Source organism: Bradyrhizobium sp. AUGA SZCCT0158 (genome assembly GCF_018130065.1).
Taxonomy (GTDB): domain Bacteria; phylum Pseudomonadota; class Alphaproteobacteria; order Rhizobiales; family Xanthobacteraceae; genus Bradyrhizobium.
Genome location: NZ_JAFCME010000021.1, coordinates 91,107 through 111,208 on the forward strand (window position 1 = coordinate 91,107; position 20,102 = coordinate 111,208).

The window sequence follows — 20,102 nt, forward strand, 5'->3', positions numbered from 1 at the left end:
GGCAACATTGCCCGGGATCACACGAAACTCGTCGTTTTCCGCCTGAAATCCACGGAGCATTTTGCGGAGTCATGTTGGTAAACTACGACAAACGCGCACTCGCGGGAGTGACAGCGGCGGTGGTCACGACGGCGGCATTTGCAAAAATATTCGTGCCATTTTATCTGATCGGCTCAACGGCAATTTTTGCTGTAACCGGCGCGCTTGGAGCTGCGCTGATCGCTATTAGTTGGCGCCCGATATGCACCATGGCGAGCAAAGTCAGCGATATCCTTCTCCTGGTGGGGGCCTTCTATATTTTCGCGATTGCCAATTTTCTGTTTCTTTCCCGTCCCGCCGTCCCCACGACCCACCTGTTTGGGATCCTGATTTTCCATGTGCTGTTCATGATTTTTGGTTTTGCCGCTGCACGTGCCTTGAAGGCGGCCATGCTGCTGTTTCTCGCCGCTGCAGCATTTTACTTCATCGTGATTGTCCAACATACCATCAGGTTCGGCGATGTGATGCGCGGCGGCGCTCTCAATGACATCCTGGGAGTTGGCGATCCGAATATAGCTATCTCGTTCCACCAGCCGATCGGCACAATGCTGGCGTTGGCCACGCTCGCTGCCATCGGGCTCGGCTCGAATCGGATCAGGCAGATTCTTGCCGGCATCGCTTTGCCGCTGGTTTTGTTATTTATGTTTCATATCGCCGCAAGAACGGCGCTTGTTGCACTTGCTTGTAGCTTGACCTTCTTGATGGGCTCGTTCCTCTGGACCCGCTCAAAATCATTCACCGTGCTCGGTGCCATTGCCCTGGTCCTGACAATCACAGTGACGGCAACGCTATTCTACCAGCGCGCGCTCCAGGACAAGAACGTCGACCCGAAAGCTCCTGACGCTATCTCCCGGACCATTCGAGAAATCCAGGATCCGGACCCCGGCTTCCGACTGCCGATATGGACAAGAACGTGGCAACGCATTCTGGCCGAACCGGATTCGCTTTGGTTCGGCAGGGGCATCGGGATGTATCCGGTGAATGAGGGGGTTGGCGCTCCGGATTGGGTGCTAAGCAAAGCTGCGGCATCACGACATTACCCTCACAACGTGCATCTCGAAATGCTTTACGAAACTGGAATTGTGGGTCTATTGCTGTTCAGCATTGTTACGCTATTTCCGTTAGGTGCCGCCCTAGCGCACTGGCATTGGTTTTCGCTTGCCGAAAAGTCCGCGGTGTCGATGTATGTCTTTCAGCTTGTGGGGTCCGAGCTTTCCGGTTCATTTGCTTTTCAATTTCTGGTTTGGTTTTTCTTCGCCCTTACGGTCGGGATCGTTGCCATGAAACGAATGGAACGCGCTACAGCCGCCGGCCGGCAGCACGGGTGCATCGACCACTAAAAACTATGATTGAAATCAGTCTCTTATCAATGGCGACGTAGCGTTCAAGATAGCCCGGCGTCAGCACGCCCAACGAGGTCCAACGAGCGGCCTCCGTCTGCGTTCCAGCGGGGTCGCTCTTCCGCAATGGGACGTGGTGAGAGCTGTTCGCAACACGACTTTCAACCCTTTGCCACCGAGTATTGACCGGAAGCAAAGCTTCGTATTTGCGAAGCGACACCCATCTGATAGGCCGTTGGCATCAACAGCAGAAAGCCGGCGGCTGAGTTTTCATGACACTTTTGGATCCGTATCGAACTGCCCTGGCTCTCGTCATTCCGATCGCAGCTGCGCTGATCTGTGCGGGCCTGATCGTGATGCTGCATCCCCTGCTTCGGCGCTATGCCCTGGCCCGCCCGAATGCGCGATCGTCGCATGTAGTTCCAACCCCGCAAGGCGGCGGTATCGCCGTGATGGTCGCCACCGCAATCGCGGCGGCGCTGGCCGGAGTCCTCGGGGTATCCTCTTTCGGCCACGCGATCCCCGTCGTCATGGCGGCGGCATTCTGCCTTGCGGCCGTCGGCATGATCGATGACTTCCGGCCGATCCAGGTAATCCCGCGGCTGGCGCTGCAACTGGCCATCGTCACGGTTCTGTTTGCCACCCTGCCTCCGCAGCTACGGATTCTCGAAGCGATCCCGCTTGGGCTGGAACGAGCATTGCTGATTGTGGGCTTCCTCTGGTTCATCAATCTCGTGAACTTCATGGACGGCCTGGACTGGATGACGGTCGCGGAAATGCTTCCGGCATCCGCAGCGCTGGCGGCATTTGCATTTTTCGGCCAAGCTCCGGCGAGCGTGCTGCCGATAGCACTGGCGCTCGCCGGCGCCTTGCTCGGCTTTGCACCCTTCAATCGACCGATCGCGCGATTATTCCTCGGTGACGTCGGCAGCCTACCCATAGGTCTATTGATCGGCTGGTGCCTGTTCGAACTCGCCTCGCAACAGCACATTGCGGCAGCCCTGCTGCTGCCGCTCTATTATCTTGCCGACGCGACGATTACCCTGCTCAGGCGGATTGTAAATGGCGAACGGTTCTGGGACGCTCATCGATCGCACTTCTATCAGCGCGCGACGGATAACGGGTTCAGCGTCACGCAGGTCATCGCCCGCGTGTTCCTGCTCAATCTCGCTTTGGCTGGCCTGGCGATGACGACGATTGCCGCCTCCTCGAGAAGCGTCGATCTGACGATGCTGGCGCTTGGGGCTTTCGGTGTCGCGGCCGTGTTGTTTCAGTTTTCGCAGGCGCGCGTTGCGCAGACCGGCCAGCGCTAGCGGTCAGGCCGCCGTCGATCCGAATTCGGGAACCGCGTCCTTGAGCACCGCACTGATGGTGGCACGATCATCTTTCGCGATCGCCTCCTCCAGTATTGCGAGCCACTTGCGCAGCACCTGCATCGGCGGCTCGTTGGGCTTGGCGGCCATGATGCCGGCCACACCGATCTCGATGGTCGGCTCCTCGTTGGCGAACAGGATTTCGTTCAGCCGTTCTCCCGGCCGCATCCCGCTAAAGACGATTTCGATGTCGTATCCGGGCTGCAGGCCGGACAGCCTGATCATGCGCTCGGCGAGATCGACGATCTTCACCGGTTGTCCCATGTTGAGCACATAGACCGAAACATCGGGACGTGCCGGCGTCATCGCATGCGTCGCGGCTGTGAGCACCAGATCGCAGGCCTCGCGGATGGTCATGAAATACCTGACCATGTCGGGATGGGTGACCGTGACCGGCCCGCCCGCCTCGATCTGCGCCTTGAACTTCGGCACAACAGACCCGTTCGACGCCAGCACGTTGCCGAACCGCACGGAAATCAGGCGCATCCGCGACTTGCCGTCCGACTGCGTCGCCAGGTCATGGTCCAGCGCCTGGCAGTACATTTCGGCAAAGCGCTTGGTCAGGCCGAGCATCGAGACCGGCTCGATCGCCTTGTCGGTCGAAATCATCACCATCGCCTTGGCGCCCGCCGCCAGCGCTGCGTCGGCAACATTGACGGAGCCGAAGATGTTGGTCTTGACCCCCTCGCTCCAGTCCCGCTCGAGAATCGGCACATGTTTGAGCGCGGCGGCATGGAACACGATATCCGGCTTGAACTCGCGCATCAGGCGCATGATCCGCTCGCGGTCGCGGATATCGGCGATCCGGCCGTCGATTTCGGCGGTGGTTCCGCTCTCGACCAGCGCTTCGGTGATGGCATAGAGCGCCGGTTCCGAATTCTCGATCACCAGCAGCCGCGACGCGCCGAACGTCGTGACGCGCTCGCAGATTTCCGAACCGATCGACCCGCCGCCGCCGGTCACGATGACGGATTTGCCCTTCACCAGCGTTTCGAGCCGCGCATAGTCGATGGCCTCGCTCGGACGCAGCAGCAGGTCCTCGACGGCAACCGTGGTCAGGCGCGGCGTTTCTCCGCTTTCCAGCGACGGCAGCCGGCTGACGATCATGCCGAGCCGGCGGGCGCGCATCAGGACCGCCTCGGGCTTCGCTTCCGGCTCGAACGCCGATGGCGCCATCACGAGGCGCGCGATCGGCTTGCCGCGCGCCTCGAAATCGCGAACCACGTCCTCGATGTCGTCGATTCCGCCCAGCACGGGAATGTTGCGAATCAACTGCCCGCGATCGGCCGGCGACGGCGACAACACGCCGACCGGCCAGATGCGTTTGACGGCGCCGCTCTCGATGGCGCGCAGCAAAATCTCGGCGTCCGCAGCGCGGCCGACCAGAAGCGCCGGCGAAGCATTCTCGGCCTTCGCATGACGTCGCGCGCGTGTGTAACGAAAATACCGATAGGCGAACCGCGATCCGCTCAGGAAGAACACCTCGAGAAACCAGTAGAGGATGATGGTGATCTTGCCGATAAAGAACGCACCCGGCACGTTCGGCGCGACAGGCGTGCCAAGCACGTTCGGCGCAACGAACACGTAGTCGAGCACCACGAGCGCGAGCGTCAGGACAGTCGTCGCGCGCAGGATGTTCAACGCATCCGGCAGCGAAATGAACCGCCATTTCGTCGTGGTGAGATGCGAGAAGTAGCAAACGAGAACGCTGAATATGACGAAAAACGGCAGTATGCGCAGCAGCAACGGCAGGCGATCGTAGAACATGTCGCCTTCGAACCGGAGATAGAAGCTGGCGAGCAACGCTGCGCCGGTCGCAAGCGCATCATGCACTGCGATCAGCAGGTTCCGCATCGTTAATTGGGAAAGACGCGTCATGCTCTTGATCAACTAAACCTGTCCCGCAACGTCAAACACCGCTCATAGCTCATCTCGATCACTCAAACCAGCGTTTACGGCCGGTGGTGCTGATCCCTGAAAATCGCTGACCAGTCAGCCTGTGGACGCCGGCATGGCGCTTCCGCCCTTACAGTATCCGCCCTCAGTATTCTTGGCCCTCAGTATCATGCCGCCGGCCACTCCGACACCCAGCACGTACATCCAGCCCTCGTGGAAATCGAACAGATGCGAGTTGAACAATGAGCTGAAGAAGTTCTGCAGGACGACCATGAGGCCAATCCAGGCCACCAGGCCTTCGCCGCGAAACAACAGCAGATGCACCAGCCACATCGCATACAGGAGGACGACCCCGACGGAACCCCATTGCACCGCGACGTTAAGCGTCTGGTTATGCGGATTTCCGATTACCTGCCCCTGGGCAAGTCCCGCGGGACCGGTGGCGGCGGCCTCGAACAGCCTCCGCGTCGATCCGGTCCCGTGTCCAATGATCGGCGCCTCGGCAAAAAACCGCAGCGACTTCTCCCAGAATACCAGCCGCAAGCCGAGCGACGTCGGCTCGTTACGTTCCTTGTACAACCGGTAATCTCGCGCGAACCTGTCCGTCGTCGCCTGCAACTGGGGCGACGCGATCCACGCCAGCCCGCCCAGCACGATCGTGGTCAGGAACAGGATGACATTGATCCGCCATTTCAGGTGCATCAGCGCGAATACCGCGATCATCACCGGCATGGTGACGATCGCGGTGCGCGACACGATGACGAAAGTCATGTTGGCGATAAAGCTCGCCGCCAGCGCGATCAGCAGCAAAGCTTGCCAGACCTTCTTGTCCCGCAACAGTGTGATGACGGGATAAGCGAGTATGACCGCGCACAACGCAAATTCCTGGCTTTGGTCGATGTAGTTCTTGACGAAAATACCGCGGTCGGCACCTTCCGGCTTGAGCGTCAGGCTTGGATACATCAAGACCAACCAGGACATCACCATCAGCAGCGCGCAGGAGACCAAAAAGGCGACCAACACCCACATGCCGCGCGCCGAGCGCTCGAAGTGATAGAACAGCAGCGGCAGTACAAGGAGCTTCGTTGCGGGACTGAGGGCGTACCTGCGCACGTCCCATGGCGCGTCGGACCAAAGCGTCCCGACCAGCGCCAGCAGAAACAGCGCGATCGGCAACGCGCTGATCGGCCGCTTCAGCGATTGCAGAAAAAGCCTCAAATCGAGCGTCGGCGCGAGCGCCAGCAGCCAGATCACGGCAAAGATGCCGACCAGCGAGGTTGACCAGGGCAGCGAGAACGCGATCAGCACCGCGAAAATATCGGCGGCTTTCGTCCACCGGGCGGGATCGCGCCAGACCGACAGCGCCTGGCCTCCCGGCGAAGTGGCCGTCCTGGCGTTCACGCTGCGCTCCCGCGGGCGCGGTCGACCAGCGACGTCGTAGAGTGTCCGGGCAGGATATCGATCAGCAGCACCTCGCCGCCGCAGGCCTCGACGACCTCATAGCCGACGACCTGCTCGCGGGTATAGTCGCCGCCCTTGACCAGCACGCTCGGCTTCACGCGCGTGATCAGGTCGATCGGCGTGTCCTCCTCGAAGATCGCGACGAGGTCGACCGCCTCCAGCGCCGCCAGCACCTCTGCGCGCGCGCGCTCGTCCTGCACCGGGCGCCCCTCGCCCTTCAGCCGCTTGACCGAGGCGTCGCTGTTCAATCCGACGATCAGGCGGTCGCAGGCGCCGCGCGCCGCGGTCAGCACTTTCACGTGGCCGGGATGCAGGATGTCGAAACAGCCATTGGTGAAACCGACGCGCAGGCCCTGCCGGCGCCACTCCGCCAGATGAACATCGAGGTCACCGCCTGCGGCCACGATTTTTTCTTCGGCCGCCAGCGACGCATGCGGCAGGATTTTTCGCCGCAGTTCGGCCGGCGTGACGGTGGCGGTGCCCTTCTTGCCGACTGCGACGGCAGCCGCTGCATTCGCCATCCGCAGCGCCGTTTCCCAATCGGCGTTGGCGGCGAGCGTCAGCGCCAATACGGCGGCGACCGTGTCGCCGGCGCCCGAGACGTCGCGCACCGTCACGGGTAGCGCCGGCACATGGATCGCCTCTCCGCCGCGAACGACCAGCGTCATGCCGTGTTCGCTTTGCGTCACCAGCATGGCTTCGCAATCGGCCAGGTACATCGCGTCCTGGGCCGCATCGGCGATGCCCTGTGCGGTGTCGGCGCGGCTGCGGGTCGCTTCGGCGAATTCCTTGCGGTTGGGCGTCAGCAGCGTCGCGCCGCGATAGATCGCCAGATTGGCGCTCTTGGGATCGACGATCACGCGCTTGCCGAGCTTCTTGGCGGCGTCGATGACATTGCGGATCACACGCGCCGTCAGCACGCCCTTGGCGTAATCGGACAGCAGCACGATGTCGGCGCGGGCGAGTTGCGGCAGGATGGCGTCGATCAGCTTTTGCTCGATGTCGGGCGCCGCCGGCTGCGCCAGCTCCCAGTCCGCGCGCAGCATATGGGTCGAAAAATGTTCGGAGACGAAACGCACTTTTCGCGTTGTCGGCCGGTTGGGATCGCACACCAGCACGGCCTCGATCCGGGCTTCACGCGAAAGCTCCGCCCGCAGTTTCGCGCCCGCTTCGTCTTCACCGATCAATCCTGCAAAGATGCAGCGCGCGCCGAGCGAGGCGATATTGCGCGCGACATTGCCGGCGCCGCCGACATTGGTCTCGCTGCGCTGGACCGAAATGACAGGCGCCGGCGCCTCCGGCGAAATCCGGGAGACCTCCCCATAGACGAATTCATCGAGCATGAGATCGCCGATGCAGAGGACGGTCTGCCGGGTTATCGCATGCGACAGGGCATCAAAATCAAGCATATGTTCTTACCTGTAGCCCGTCAGCGGAAGCGATCGGCGCGGTCGAGGAAACCCTTCACGTAAGCGTCGACCGCGTTCTCCAGCGCCGTGAAGCCGCCGTTATAGCCGGCGTGCAGCAGCCGATCGACTTCGCTCTGGGTGAAATATTGATAGCTGCCGCGGATTTGCTCGGGCATGTCGACATACTGGATGTTGGGCTTGGCGCCGAGCGCGGCATAGGCTGAAAGCATCAGATCGCGGAAACTGCGCGCAGTTCCGGTTCCGACGTTGAACAGACCGCTGACACCGGGCGTCGCCAGCAACCACATCATCACGCGAACGACGTCGTCGACATAGATGAAATCGCGGCGCTGATCGCCGTCCGCGATGCCTTCGCGATGCGACTTGAACAGCTGCACGGGACGTCCCGCCTTGACGTCGTCGAAGCGCCGCGCCAGCACGCTCATCATCGTGCCCTTGTGATACTCGTTGGGCCCGAACACGTTGAAGAACTTCAGCCCGGCCCATTGCGGCGGCAATTTCTCGCCGCGCGCGGCGCGTTCGGCCACCGCCATGTCGAACAGATGCTTGCTCCAGCCGTACAGATTCATCGGCCGAAGTTTTTTCAGGTTTTCCACAGATTGGTCGTCGCGAAAGCCTCGCTCACCATCGCCATAAGTGGCCGCGGAAGACGCATAAATCAGCGGCGTCGCATTCACGGTGCACCAGTCGAGCAGCCGCATCGACAGCCGGAAATTGGTTTCGATAACCAGATCGCCGTCGGTCGCCGTCGTCTCCGAGATGGCCCCGAGATGAATCACGGCTTCGAGCCCCCGGCCCTTTAGCCAGTCCATCAGTTCCGCCGGCGGCACGAAGTCGGCAAGCTGTCGCTTGGCCAGATTGCGCCATTTGCCGTCATGGCCGAGGATGTCGCACACGGTCACGTCGGTGCGGCCCGCGTCGTTCAACGCGGCCACGACGTTCGATCCGATAAAACCGGCGCCACCGGTCACCAGTAACATGTCATCCCCTGCCTTGATGTGCGGCGCCAGCTTTGCCTCAGACGCGCCCGGCAGGCAACTTGGCTTGTGGGCCGTGGTGAAGACCGCAGGGGCGACTTTACCTGCCGGTGCGGAGCGGTTACCGACGAAGCCGGAAAAAGACCGGTCGTCAGACACCTAAGATATGAATAAAGATTCAATAGATGGGATCGCGATGCAGGATGCGGCCGATACACGGCCGATCCTGATCATTCCCTATATGTGGATCGGCGACTTCGTCCGAGGCCATACCGTGGTGCGCGTCCTTAAGGCACGCTGGCCGAACCGGCCGGTCGATTTGCTGGTGACCTCCCTTTGCGCCCCCCTGGTCGATTACATGCCCGGGGTTCGCGCCGGCATTGTCTGGGATCTGCCGCGCAGCCGGCTGGCGGTGGCCAAACAACAGGGCCTGGCCAGGGAATTGCGGTCGAGGGACTATGCGACCGCCCTGGTCCTGCCCCGGACCTGGAAGGCGGCCATTGCGCCGACGCTGGCCGGTATCCCGGAACGGGTAGGCTTCTTCGGCGAAGCCCGGTTCGGGCTGATCAACCGGATGCGCTGGGGCGAGAAGGCCCTGCCCCGCTTTATCGACAAGAATGCCGCGCTGGCGCTGCCCGACGGCGCGGCATTGCCGCCGAAATGGCCGGTGCCGCAATTGGCGGTGCCGCCTGACGATGCCAGCCGCTGGCGGCAGGCCAACGGGCTGGGTACGGGGCCTGCGGTGGCGCTGGGGCCCGGTTCCGTCGGGGCGTCCAAGCGCTGGACCTATTTCCCGGAAGCGGCCCGGCTGCTGGCAGAACGCGGCTTTGAGGTCTGGGTGGTCGGCGGTCCCGGCGAAAAGGCGCTGGCGCAGGAGATCGTGGCCGCCGGGGGACCGAGAATCCGCGACCTCACCGGATCAGACCTGCGCAACGGAATCCTGGCAATGGCGGCGGCCAGCGTCGCCATCTCAAATGATTCGGGCCTGATGCACATCGCCGCCGCGATCGGCACGCCGACCATGGGCATTTTCGGGCCGACCAGCCCCTATCTCTGGGCGCCGCTGAACGGCCTGGCGGCGACGGTTCTGCAAACCAAATCGCAACTCACCTGCCAGCCCTGCCAGCGCACGGTCTGCACCATGAACGACCATCGCTGCATGCGGGACATCCCGGCATCCGACGTGGTCGACATCGTGCAGCGCGTGCTTGGCGAAGCCCGCGCGCGTGCACATCAGCCCTCGTGAGCTTGCGCGTGAGCCGTGCGATCAGTACCAAGACGTTCCAAAAGACTTGCCAAGGTAGAACTCGCGCGTTGCAACCCTGATGGTGCATCTTGAACCAGAATTCGAAAGACCTGATCGCCGCCCATCTGAAAGAGTCGCTCGTCGCGCTCGAACGCGCCAACAGCGACGCGGCACTGCTGGCCGTCGCGCACGCCATTGCAGCCGCGATCATTTCGGCGCTGCGCGCCGGTAACAAGCTTCTCATCATCGGCAATGGCGGCAGCGCCGGCGATGCCCAGCACATCGCCGCCGAAATCGTCGGCCGCTACAAGAAGGACCGGCCCGGCTACGCGGCGATTGCGCTCACCACAGACACGTCGGCGCTGACCGCAATCGGCAATGATTACGGCTATGAGCAGATTTTCGCCCGCCAGGTCGAAGGCCTCGGCGTGCGCGGCGACGTGCTGCTCGCGCTCACCACGTCGGGCCGCTCGCCGAACATCCTGGCGGCGTTGCGCAAGGCGCGCGAGCGCGGGCTTGTCACGATCGGCTTCACCGGGGGCAAGGGCGCGGCCATGGGCGCGGATTGCGATCATCTGCTGGTGGCGCCGACCGACGACACGCCGGTGGTGCAGCAGATCCATCTCGCCATCGGCCACGGCATCTGCGACGAGATCGAGCAGACCATGATGCGCGAGGCCTCTCCGGAATGAGCGGCACCGACCTCGCCCGCGCGATTCCGAAGCCCGCCGCCTTCCTCGACCGCGACGGCGTCGTCAACCATGACGACGGCTATGTCGGCACGCGGGAACGGATTCGCTGGATGCCGAACGTGGCGAAGGCGATCCGGCGGCTGAACGACGCCGGCTATTTCGTGTTCTTCTTCACCAACCAGGCCGGTATTGCGCGCGGTTATTTCACCGAGGACGAACTCAACGCGCTGCACGACTGGATGCGCGCCGAGCTCGCGGCGCAAGGCGCCGTCATCGACGACATCAGGTACTGCCCGCACCATCCGGAAGGCACCGTCGCCGGCTATCTCGAAAATCATCATTGGCGCAAGCCAAGCCCCGGCATGATCCATGACCTGATGCAGCACTGGCCGGTGCGTCACGCCGGCAGCTTCGTCATCGGCGACCGCCCGACCGACATCGAGGCCGGGCAAGCCGTGGGCCTGCCGGGTTTCCTTTTCGCAGGCGGTGATCTCGACGCTTTTGTGGCCGACGTGATGGCTCAAACCACGGTTCGATAGACGGCCGCGATCGCATTCGCTTCAGCGTCGAGGCTGAACTTCTCCAGTACGCGCGCTCGCGCCCGCACCCCCATCGCCGCCGCCGAGGCGGGATCTTTCATCAATGGCTCCAGCGCCGCCACCAAGGCATCAGCGTCGCCGGGCGGCGTCAGTACGCCGGTGACGCCGTCCTCGACCACGAATTCGGCCGCCCCTGCCCGCGACGCCACCAATGCCGCGCCGGACGACATCGCCTCGATCAGCGTCAGCCCAAAACCTTCGTTGCGAGAGGTGAAGGCGTAGATCGTCAGCCGCTGATACCAGCGCTGCACTTCCTCGATCTCGATCTCGCCGGTGATGATGATTCGTGACTGCAAACCGGCGGCCTCGATCTGCTTTTTCAGCCCGTTCGCAAAGCCTTGCTGCTCGGGCACAACAGCACCGACGATCACGGCTGTGAAATCCGGAAAGCGCGGCAGCAGCCGGCACATCGCCTCGACAAAGACGTCGCTGCCCTTTTGCGCGCGGACCCGGCCGAAGCAGCCGATCGCATAGCGACCCGGCAATCCGCTTTGCGCAAACGCCGCCGCACGATCGGCCGGCGGCGCATAACGATCAGTATCGACGCCATGCATCACGACCGTCGATTCACGCTTGAGGAAGGAAGCCGAGAGCGCGCTGGTGGCGATGATCGCGTCCATGCGGCGGATCAGCCAGCGCGTCAGCGATTTATGATGCCGCTGCGCCGCTGACGTGAACACGAGCTTCAGCGGCCAGCCGAGCGCGCGCAACAACACGCCCGCAATCATTTCGTCGTTGCGCCGCGCGTGCCAGATCAGCGGCGCGGGGCGGCGCCAGAGTTTTGGCAAATCGGCGAAACCCATCCGCGCAATGCCGTCAGGGGCGTGGGAACCGAGCCATGCCGCGCGAAACATTTTTGCCAGTTTCGGCGCCACCATCCGGTTGGTCGCCGTGACGCCGGAATAACGCCTGTGCAGATTCGGCACGATCAGCTGCAGATCATCGGCTGAATTGTTCTCGATCGGCACGTCCGGCTCCGTTTACATGGGTTCCTATACGCAACATTAAGCATAGTGACCAGTTCGCTCATGCCGAAACCCACTCTTCACCGCGCCCCGGCTAGCATCGGCGGCAACAACTGGGAGAGAGGGTAAGCCCATGACCGTGCTTGTCACCGGTGGCGCCGGCTATATCGGAAGTCATATGGTTCACGCGCTGGCGGACGCCGGCGAAAGCGTCGTCGTGATCGACAATCTCTCCACCGGATTCTCCGCCTTCCTGCCCGAGGGTGTGCCGCTGTTCATCGGCGACGCCGGCGACGAAAACCTCGTCGAGGGCGTGCTCTCCCAACACGGCGTCGAGAGCATCATCCATTTCGCCGGCTCGGTAGTGGTGCCGGATTCGATGCGCGATCCGCTGGCTTACTACCGCAACAACACCATGACGACGCGCAGCCTGCTGAACGCAGCCGTCAAGGGCGGCGTCAACCGCTTCATCTTTTCATCGACCGCCGCCGTCTATGGCAACCCGGACCAGGTGCCGGTGCCCGAGCATGCGCCGACGCGGCCGCTGTCGCCCTACGGTTCTTCCAAGCTGATGACCGAACTGATGCTGCACGACGTCGCCGCGGCGCATGATCTGAAATATGTCGCGCTGCGTTACTTCAACGTCGCGGGCGCCGATCCGAAGGGACGCGTCGGCCTTGCCACCGTCGGCGCGACGCATCTGCTGAAGATCGCCGTCGAAGCCGCCACCGGGCAGCGCGCCAAGATCGACGTGTTCGGGACCGATTATCCGACGCCGGACGGCAGCTGCATCCGCGATTTCATTCACGTCAGCGATCTCGCGCAGGCACACCTCGCCGCGCTGTCGTATCTGCGCAGCGGCGGAAATTCGGTCACGCTGAACTGCGGCTATGGCCGCGGCTATTCGGTGCTGGAGACCATTGAGGCGGTTCGCCGCGTCGCGATGCGCAATTTCGCGGTCCAATACGCGCCGCGCCGGCCCGGCGATATCATGACCATGGTCGCCGACACCAGCCGCATCCGCGCCACGCTGGACTGGACGCCGCAATTTGATGATCTCGAGACCATCGCCACCCACGCGCTGGCCTGGGAAGAGCGGCTGTTCCAGGAGCGCGGCGGCCTCGGCCGGCAAGCGGAATCGGCGTAAAATCAAGCTGTTATTTGGCTTGAAAAACCGCCATTTAGCGGGCAAGCAGTCACCGTAGCAGCCCTGACACGCAGGTTATTCACGCCTGCGCCGTCAATGGAACGCGGATGACCGAGCTTCCCAAGGAAACACCGAGAAAAATCACTGACGACCCCTATGGCGCAGCGATCCTGATTCGCCGCCTGGTGGCCGAACAGGGCCTCGCCTATTGGCGGCGCTACCTGCTGGCGTTCGCGCTGATGGGGGTTGCGGCAGCGACGACGGCCGGTTCCGCCTATCTGCTCGGCGAAGTCATCAACAAGGCCTATGTCGACAAGGATGTGCGCGGCATTGCGATCCTGTCGCTGGTCACCATCGTCATCTTCACGCTCAAGGGTGCGGCGACCTACGGACACACCGTGATCCTGTCGCAGATCGGCAACGCGATCCTGGCCAACAACCAGCGCCAGCTGTTCGCCAAGCTGATGAGCGAAAACATCGCCTTCTTTTCCGAGCGGCATTCCTCGGAATTTCTGGCGCGGCTGACCGCCGGCGCCACGTCGGTGACACAGGTCCTCAATCTCCTGATCAACGCCATCGGACGCGATCTGCTGTCGCTGATCGCGCTCGTCGTCGTCATGCTGATGACGGATCCGTACATGGCGCTGCTGGGTTTCGGCGTGGCCCCCCCGGCGATGCTGGTGCTGCGCAAGCTCGTCAAGCGCATCAAGGGCCTGGCGCATAACCAGTTCTCCGGCACCGCCGACATCATGGAAACCATGCAGGAATCGCTGCAGGGCATCCGCACCGTGAAAGCGTTCACGCTCGAACAGGCAATGCGCGAGCGGATCGACGCCAGCATTACCGCCGTCGAACGCAACGCCAACAAGATGGCGCGGGTGTCCAGCCGCTCGAGCCCCCTGATGGAAACGCTGGGCGGTTTCGCGATCGCCGCGGGGCTGATGTATGGCGGCTATCGCGTGGTCGCGATGGGCGCTTCGCCGGGCCAGTTCTTTTCGTTCCTGACCGCGTTCCTGCTGGCTTATGAGCCGGCCAAGCGGCTGGCGCGGCTCAATATCGAGTTGAACAGCAATCTGATCGGCGCGCGCAAGCTGCTGGAAATCGTCGACAGCCCGCCCACCGAGCCCGCCGACGACGACAAGCCGGCCCTGAAACTTATCGACGCGCGGGTCGAGTTTCGCGACGTGACCTTCGCCTACCGGCCGAACGAGCCGGTGCTGCGCCGCATGAGCTTCATCGCCGAGCCCGGCAAGACCACCGCTTTGGTCGGCCCGTCCGGCGGCGGCAAATCCACCGTGCTGGCGCTGCTGCTGCGGCTCTACGAGGTGGGCGACGGCGCCATCCTGATCGATGGCCAGGCGATCTCGGGCGTGTCGCGCCATTCGCTGCGCCAGCAGACCGGCTACGTCGGCCAGGACGTCTATCTGTTCCGCGACACCATCGGCGCCAACATCGCCTTCGGCAAGGTCGGCGCCACCAGGGACGAGATCGAGGCCGCCGCCAAGGCCGCCTGTGCCCACGAATTCATCAAGGGTTTTCCGCTCGGCTACGACACCCCGGTCGGCGAGCACGGCACGCAACTGTCCGGCGGCCAGCGCCAGCGCATCGCGGTGGCCCGCGCGCTGATCAAGAACGCGCCGATCATCCTGCTGGACGAGGCCACCGCCGCGCTGGATTCGGAATCCGAAAAAGCCGTCCAGGAAGCCATTGAGCATCTGTGCCGGAACCGGACCACGATCGTGATCGCCCACCGCCTGCACACCATCATGCACGCCGACGCCATTCTGGTGGTCGAAGGCGGCGAGATCGTCGAGCGCGGCCAGCATGACGACCTGTTGCGGCGCGGCGGGCGCTACGCCTCGTTCTTCCGCCTGCAACAGCGCGACGCCGGTCACCCCAGTCTGGCGCCGATCAGCGCAAGCGCGTAAAGCTATCCCGCCGTTTCCACTCCAAAACCGTCCAAGAGACCCATTTCATGAACGCCGCATCCTACGTCATTCCCGTTCCGCCGCAGCCTTCGCTTCCCGTCGTCGGCGAGACAAAGTCCTATCCCGTGCGCCGCATCTGGTGCGTCGGGCGCAACTATCTCGAGCACATCCGCGAAATGGGCAATGACGAGCGCGCGCCGCCGTTCTTCTTCGCCAAGCACGCCGACATGCTGGTGGCCGATGGCGCCACCATCCCCTACCCGCCGCTGACCAAGGACCTGCATCACGAGGTCGAACTGGTCGTCGCGATGAAGAGCGGCGGCCTCAATATTCCCACCGAGAAGGCGCTCGACCATGTCTACGGCTACGCCGTCGGCATCGACCTGACCCGCCGCGACCTGCAGATCGCCTCGCGCAAGAAGGAGCGCCCGTGGGAAGTCGGCAAGTCGTTCGACTATTCCGCGCCCTGCTCGGCGCTGCAGCCGGCCTCGAAGATCGGCCATCCCGCGAAGGGCAAGATCTGGCTCACCGTCAACGGCACCGAAACGCAAAAGGGCGATCTGACCGAACTGATCTGGAACGTGCCTGAAATCATCTGGCAGCTCTCGCAGCAGGTCGCGCTCGCCGCCGGCGACATCATCATGACGGGAACGCCGGCCGGCGTCTCCCAGCTCAAGCCGGGCGACAACCTCGAATGCGGCGTCGACGGCGTCGGCACGCTGAAGGTCGCGATCGGGGAGCCGGAATAGATCGTCGCGAAACGCATACTGCAAAAAGCAAAGCCCCGGATCTGATCCGGGGCTTTTTTCTTTTCCGGGGATGTCTTATGAAGCCGCGAAGCGTCGGGGTACGGAAGCACTCTCGCGACTAGACCGTCGTAAGGCCGAACATATCCCAGGCGCTCCAACCGGTGCCATCGAAGGCCCGGACGTACATGGTTTCCGAGCCACCGGCCGTCCCGCCCCTTAGCCAGACGAGGGCACGGATGCGCGAAGTTACGCATGACGGTTTCCGGCGCCATCCCGTCACGAATACTGCATCACCCCGTCGTCGATCTTGCCGTAGCGCAGCGTGACGATATCGAGGGCGTAGTTCTGGTAGAGCCGCCACGGCCGCTTCGAGCCCTGCTTGGGCATCTGCGCGATCGCGCGCTGCACGTAGCCGGAGGAGAAATCCAGCGACGGCAGTTCCGACACCGAAGGATCGAGGTTGTGCGGCACGCACTGCTTGTAGCCGTGCCGGTCCATGTAGTTGATCAGGCGGCAGACATATTCGCAGGTGAGATCGCATTTCAGCGTCCACGACGCGTTGGTGTAGCCGAACGCCGAGGCCATGTTCGGCACGTCCGAATACATCATGCCCTTGTAGTTCAGCGTGCGCGCGAAATCGACTTTCCTGCCGTCGACGCTGACGTCGAGGCCGCCGAGCACCTGCAGGTTAAGCCCGGTCGCGGTGCCGATGATGTCGGCTTCGAGTTCGCTGCCGTCCTTCAGCTTGATGCCGCTTTTGGTGAAGGTGTCGATATGATTGGTGACGACCGAAGCGCGCTTGTCCCTGATCGCCCTGAACAGGTCGCCGTCCGGCACCAGGCACAGCCGCTGCTCCCAGGGATTGTAGCGCGGCGTGAAATGCGTACCGATATCGTAGTCGGGGCCGAGCGCCATTTTGACGCCGCCGAGGATCAGCGCTTTGGCGCGGTCGGGTTTGCGCCGGCAGAGCTGGAAGAAATACATGCCGAACAGCACGTTGCGCCAGCGGATCATGTGATAGGCGAGTTTTGCGGACAGATTGCGCCGCAGCTTGTTGGCAAGCGCGTCTTCTGCGGGCCGCGCCACCACATAGGTCGGCGAGCGCTGCAGCATGGTGACGTGGGACGCGGTCTTGGCCATCTCCGGCACCAGCGTTACCGCCGTCGCGCCGGAGCCGATCACCACGACGCGCTTGCCGGCATAGTCGATGTCTTCGGGCCATTTCTGCGGGTGCACGATGCGGCCGGCGAAATCCGCGGTGCCTGCAAATTCCGGCGTGTAGCCTTCCTCGTATTTGTAATAGCCCGAGCACATGAACAGGAAATTGCAGGTGAAGCGCACGGTCTCCGGTCCGCCCTCGCCCGCCTTGCGCTCGGCCTCGACGGTCCAGCGCGCATCCTGCGACGACCACGACGCGCGTTTGACGCGGTGGTTGAAACGGATCATCTTGTCGATGCCATTCTCGAGCGCAGTCTGCCGCACATAGTTGAGAATGTTCGGCCCGTCGGCGATCGCCTTCGGCTCGGTCCAGGGCTTGAACGAATAGCCGAGCGTGAACATGTCGCTGTCGGAGCGGACGCCGGGATAGCGAAACAGATCCCATGTGCCGCCGATGCAGTCGCGGCCCTCGAGGATGGCGTAGCTCTTGCCGGGGCACTTCTGCTGCAGGTGATAGCCCGCGCCGATGCCCGAGAGACCCGCCCCGACGATGAGGACGTCGAAATGTTCGGTGGGTGGGGTTCGTTCCATGAGGCGATTAGCGCCCAAGCAGGAGGAAAATCAACCGGTAAAACAGGGATCGAAACACTCCTGGAATGATCCCGGCGTCCCGTTTTCGGGGTAGCGCGGGCTGCGGCGCTCGTGCTTCTGAGGGAGCGCAAGCGCTTGGGTCCGATCGACCTTCGGTTGCTATCGCGAAAATGGTTGTAAAATTCACGCCCATAAGCTGAGATCGGCCCGACTTGGTGCTAGGATCTGTCCCCTCACGGCCGCAATGCGGATAGGACGATGACGTACAAGTACGACATTTTTATCAGCTATAAGCGTCACCCTGAGACGCTGGGCTGGATCAAGAAACATTTCGAACCGCTGCTCGGGCACAGGGTAGGACTTGCCCTCGGCAGTGAACCGACGATCTTCGTTCATGAGATAAACCAACAGGTCTCGGCTGGAGAGCTTTGGCCACAATCGCTCGGCGATGCCTTGGGAGTCTCAAAGGTGCTGGTGGCATTGTGGACAAAGACTTTTTTCAACAGCGTGTGGTGCGCAAAGGAAATGAGCCATATGCTCGGTCGGCAAGGCCGCGCCAAAGGGATTACATATGGCTTGGTAATTCCCGCAATCATTCACGACGGGGAAGACTTTCCCAAGGAACTGAAGTTCATTCAGAGCATGGACATTCGGTCCTGCTACAATACCCGCATGCGGGAAGACAGTCCCAAGGCCGAGGAATTGAGCGACCTCATTGACGTTCACTCGGTGGGTATTGCGAAAGCAATTCAGCAGGCCCCAAACTGGCAGTCGAAATGGTCGCAAGCAGCATCGGACGCTTTTTTCCGCGAGTTCTATAAAGCGGACACGCCCGCTCAAACTGCCCTGCCAAAGTTTCAACCCAAATGAGCCGGATCGTCACATTCTACTCTTATAAGGGCGGTGTCGGCAGAAGCATGGCACTCGCGAATGTCGCCGTCTTGCTGGCGCGCCAAGGCAAAAAAGTATTGATGGTCGACTGGGACCTCGAGGCGCCAGGGCTTGAGAATTACTTCTTCTATTTTAAAAACGAAGTTGGGGGACCCGGACTGTTGGCGCTGCTGATTGATGCCGGCAAAGGCACTGAGGTTGACTATAGGAACTATTTGTCACCGATAGTCGCCGAGGAATAACGCTTTATTTGCTGGCCAGCGGTCGCGCTACTGATGACAATTATTCTGCAAATCTTGAAAGTTTTGATTGGCAGTCATTCTTCGCCAACGGGGGCGGTAATTTTCTGGAATCCTTGCGTAGCAAATGGCTGAACGACTTTGACGTAGTTATGATAGACAGCCGCACCGGTCTCAGCGACTCTGGTGGCATCTGCACAATTCAGTTGCCCGATATCTTGGTCGGAATGTTCACGGCAAACCACCAGAGTTTGTACGGCGTACGCGACGTTATGAGACTTGCCCAGCGCGCCCGCCAATCCCTAGCTTATGATCGATCACAGCTCAGTATCATCCCCCTTGGCTCACGATTCGCAAACGATTTTCGCGAATCCAAAGATTGGGTTGAGCGGGCGTCAGGGGCGATGAGCGAATTTTATTCCGATTGGCTACCACGGGGCGCGAATATACACGGCGTAACTGATCAGCTGAAAATCCCACACGTAGATTATTTTGCATACGGAGAGAAACTCGCAGTCATCGAACAGGGGACATCGGACCCTCAAGGAATGGGCTTTACCTACCTGAAGGTAGCAAATCTATTAGCTCACAATTTGGGGAATGCAGAAGAGGTATTCCAGCTAGGCGTTTCACCTCAAACTCCGAATTCCCCGGATCGCCGCCCCCTCGAGTCAACTAATATTCGCGCCGCCAGCTACGACCTTTACGTAAGCTATAAACGGGACAGCGTATTGGACGATTGGCTGCGTCCGTTTCTGAAACATCTCGATAATGCAATCTCATTGAGAATTGGGCGACCCGCCCGAATCTTTTTCGACTACCGGGAAATTGAACTTGGCGAAAATTTCGCCGATCAGACGTTCGCAGCGCTTGCGAAGAGCAAGCTCCTATTGGCGATAGTTACGCCCTCCTATTGGGCGTCGAGCTGGAACTTGGCCGAATGGGAGACCTTTGAGCGACGGGAACGGACAGGGGCCTCTTCTCACTCCCTTATCTTGCCGCTGCTTAGCTCTCCCACCAGTCTACCGGCCCGTGCATCGAACCGCGTTGGTTATGATATCAGCAAATTTCTCTCCAACAAAACAACCGAAATGAATTTTGATTTCGTAAAATTTACCGACAGCTTAGCAAGCGAGATCGTCAAAGCCCTCGATGCAATCCCCGACTTTGACAACGCCGATGTGGTCTCTCCCGGCGAAGTCAAGGTGAGCAGAATTTCTCAGAGCTAGTCCAATAACGGACTAGAACGTTTTCCAGCGAAGTGGACACCGGCTCGCGTCAAGAAAACGCGTCAAATCAAGAATCTAAAGCGGGATGGAGTTAGGTTGAATCGATTTGGGATTCCCAAATCAGTAGGTTTCTGATTCACCATGCTGGCTGG

The 20,102-nt window shown here is 61.6% G+C and carries 17 protein-coding genes; 11 read left to right on the forward strand and 6 right to left on the reverse strand.

Features of this window, described 5'->3' with window-relative positions; genetic code table 11:
• Positions 1 to 71: 71 nt before the first annotated feature.
• Complete coding sequence (locus JQ574_RS26335) at positions 72 to 1,379, forward strand: O-antigen ligase (RefSeq protein ID WP_212384057.1); 1,308 nt, start codon at positions 72 to 74, stop codon at positions 1,377 to 1,379.
• A gap of 272 nt (positions 1,380 to 1,651) precedes the next feature.
• Positions 1,652 to 2,692: a glycosyl transferase gene (locus tag JQ574_RS26340; protein ID WP_212384058.1), complete on the forward strand. Its 1,041-nt coding sequence runs from the start codon at positions 1,652 to 1,654 to the stop codon at positions 2,690 to 2,692.
• Between the two features lie 3 nt (positions 2,693 to 2,695).
• Here JQ574_RS26340 and JQ574_RS26345 read toward each other — a convergent pair whose 3' ends face one another.
• From JQ574_RS26345 to rfaD, 4 genes are all read right to left on the reverse strand, one after another.
• Positions 2,696 to 4,630, reverse strand: coding sequence for an SDR family NAD(P)-dependent oxidoreductase (locus JQ574_RS26345; protein WP_212384059.1), 1,935 nt, complete (start codon positions 4,628 to 4,630; stop codon positions 2,696 to 2,698).
• A gap of 114 nt (positions 4,631 to 4,744) precedes the next feature.
• On the reverse strand, positions 4,745 to 6,049 hold the full coding sequence (locus JQ574_RS26350) for an O-antigen ligase (RefSeq protein ID WP_212384060.1): 1,305 nt from the start codon (positions 6,047 to 6,049) through the stop codon (positions 4,745 to 4,747).
• Entirely contained in the window at positions 6,046 to 7,518 is a 1,473-nt protein-coding gene (rfaE1, locus tag JQ574_RS26355) for a D-glycero-beta-D-manno-heptose-7-phosphate kinase (RefSeq protein WP_212384061.1), read from the reverse strand. The genes JQ574_RS26350 and rfaE1 overlap by 4 nt, the downstream gene beginning before the upstream one ends.
• Positions 7,519 to 7,538: 20 nt before the next feature.
• A complete protein-coding gene (gene rfaD, locus JQ574_RS26360; protein WP_212384062.1) occupies positions 7,539 to 8,519 on the reverse strand; it encodes an ADP-glyceromanno-heptose 6-epimerase in 981 nt (326 codons plus the stop codon).
• Positions 8,520 to 8,682: 163 nt separating this feature from the next.
• Here rfaD and waaF point away from each other — a divergent pair, with 163 nt between their 5' ends.
• The 3 genes from waaF to JQ574_RS26375 all read left to right on the forward strand — a co-directional run bounded on the left by waaF (position 8,683) and on the right by JQ574_RS26375 (position 10,993).
• Positions 8,683 to 9,762: a lipopolysaccharide heptosyltransferase II gene (waaF, locus tag JQ574_RS26365; RefSeq protein ID WP_212384063.1), complete on the forward strand. Its 1,080-nt coding sequence runs from the start codon at positions 8,683 to 8,685 to the stop codon at positions 9,760 to 9,762.
• Between the two features lie 89 nt (positions 9,763 to 9,851).
• Positions 9,852 to 10,454 (forward strand): D-sedoheptulose 7-phosphate isomerase, encoded by a 603-nt coding sequence (locus tag JQ574_RS26370; protein ID WP_212212214.1) that lies wholly within the window; start codon positions 9,852 to 9,854, stop codon positions 10,452 to 10,454.
• Entirely contained in the window at positions 10,451 to 10,993 is a 543-nt protein-coding gene (locus JQ574_RS26375) for an HAD-IIIA family hydrolase (RefSeq protein ID WP_212212216.1), read from the forward strand. Before JQ574_RS26370 ends, JQ574_RS26375 begins: the two co-directional genes overlap by 4 nt.
• Here JQ574_RS26375 and JQ574_RS26380 read toward each other — a convergent pair.
• A complete protein-coding gene (locus JQ574_RS26380) occupies positions 10,975 to 12,021 on the reverse strand; it encodes a glycosyltransferase family 4 protein (RefSeq protein WP_212212217.1) in 1,047 nt (348 codons plus the stop codon). The genes JQ574_RS26375 and JQ574_RS26380 overlap by 19 nt on opposite strands.
• Before the next feature lie 130 nt (positions 12,022 to 12,151).
• Here JQ574_RS26380 and galE point away from each other — a divergent pair, with 130 nt between their 5' ends.
• The 3 genes from galE (at position 12,152) to JQ574_RS26395 (ending at position 15,842) form a co-directional block, all read left to right on the forward strand.
• The gene (gene galE / locus JQ574_RS26385) at positions 12,152 to 13,165 is read left to right on the forward strand and encodes a UDP-glucose 4-epimerase GalE (protein WP_212384064.1); all 1,014 of its coding nucleotides are present in this window, start codon (positions 12,152 to 12,154) and stop codon (positions 13,163 to 13,165) included.
• A 107-nt stretch (positions 13,166 to 13,272) separates the two neighbouring features.
• Entirely contained in the window at positions 13,273 to 15,093 is a 1,821-nt protein-coding gene (locus JQ574_RS26390) for an ABC transporter ATP-binding protein (RefSeq protein WP_212384065.1), read from the forward strand.
• 47 nt (positions 15,094 to 15,140) lie between these two features.
• Positions 15,141 to 15,842: a fumarylacetoacetate hydrolase family protein gene (locus JQ574_RS26395; protein ID WP_212212223.1), complete on the forward strand. Its 702-nt coding sequence runs from the start codon at positions 15,141 to 15,143 to the stop codon at positions 15,840 to 15,842.
• Between the two features lie 276 nt (positions 15,843 to 16,118).
• Here JQ574_RS26395 and JQ574_RS26400 read toward each other — a convergent pair whose 3' ends face one another.
• A complete protein-coding gene (locus tag JQ574_RS26400) occupies positions 16,119 to 17,591 on the reverse strand; it encodes an NAD(P)/FAD-dependent oxidoreductase (protein ID WP_212384066.1) in 1,473 nt (490 codons plus the stop codon).
• 258 nt (positions 17,592 to 17,849) lie between these two features.
• Between JQ574_RS26400 and JQ574_RS26405 the strand changes: the two genes are divergently transcribed.
• The 3 genes from JQ574_RS26405 to JQ574_RS26415 are packed head-to-tail and all read left to right on the forward strand — an operon-like array spanning position 17,850 to position 19,950.
• Positions 17,850 to 18,461, forward strand: a complete 612-nt coding sequence (locus tag JQ574_RS26405) for a toll/interleukin-1 receptor domain-containing protein (protein ID WP_212384067.1) — start codon at positions 17,850 to 17,852, stop codon at positions 18,459 to 18,461.
• Entirely contained in the window at positions 18,458 to 18,724 is a 267-nt protein-coding gene (locus JQ574_RS26410) for an AAA family ATPase (RefSeq protein ID WP_212384068.1), read from the forward strand. Before JQ574_RS26405 ends, JQ574_RS26410 begins: the two co-directional genes overlap by 4 nt.
• A gap of 8 nt (positions 18,725 to 18,732) precedes the next feature.
• On the forward strand, positions 18,733 to 19,950 hold the full coding sequence (locus JQ574_RS26415) for a toll/interleukin-1 receptor domain-containing protein (protein WP_212384069.1): 1,218 nt from the start codon (positions 18,733 to 18,735) through the stop codon (positions 19,948 to 19,950).
• Positions 19,951 to 20,102 lie beyond the last annotated feature (152 nt).

Coding starts and splice junctions, on each gene's coding strand:
- JQ574_RS26335 (WP_212384057.1), top strand. CDS start 72: ATGTTGGTAAACTACGACAAACGCGCACTCGCGGGAGTGACAGCGGCG.
- JQ574_RS26340 (WP_212384058.1), top strand. CDS start 1,652: ATGACACTTTTGGATCCGTATCGAACTGCCCTGGCTCTCGTCATTCCG.
- JQ574_RS26345 (WP_212384059.1), bottom strand. CDS start 4,630: ATGACGCGTCTTTCCCAATTAACGATGCGGAACCTGCTGATCGCAGTG.
- rfaE1 (WP_212384061.1), bottom strand. CDS start 7,518: ATGCTTGATTTTGATGCCCTGTCGCATGCGATAACCCGGCAGACCGTC.
- rfaD (WP_212384062.1), bottom strand. CDS start 8,519: ATGTTACTGGTGACCGGTGGCGCCGGTTTTATCGGATCGAACGTCGTG.
- waaF (WP_212384063.1), top strand. CDS start 8,683: ATGAATAAAGATTCAATAGATGGGATCGCGATGCAGGATGCGGCCGAT.
- JQ574_RS26375 (WP_212212216.1), top strand. CDS start 10,451: ATGAGCGGCACCGACCTCGCCCGCGCGATTCCGAAGCCCGCCGCCTTC.
- galE (WP_212384064.1), top strand. CDS start 12,152: ATGACCGTGCTTGTCACCGGTGGCGCCGGCTATATCGGAAGTCATATG.
- JQ574_RS26390 (WP_212384065.1), top strand. CDS start 13,273: ATGACCGAGCTTCCCAAGGAAACACCGAGAAAAATCACTGACGACCCC.
- JQ574_RS26395 (WP_212212223.1), top strand. CDS start 15,141: ATGAACGCCGCATCCTACGTCATTCCCGTTCCGCCGCAGCCTTCGCTT.
- JQ574_RS26400 (WP_212384066.1), bottom strand. CDS start 17,591: ATGGAACGAACCCCACCCACCGAACATTTCGACGTCCTCATCGTCGGG.
- JQ574_RS26405 (WP_212384067.1), top strand. CDS start 17,850: ATGACGTACAAGTACGACATTTTTATCAGCTATAAGCGTCACCCTGAG.
- JQ574_RS26410 (WP_212384068.1), top strand. CDS start 18,458: ATGAGCCGGATCGTCACATTCTACTCTTATAAGGGCGGTGTCGGCAGA.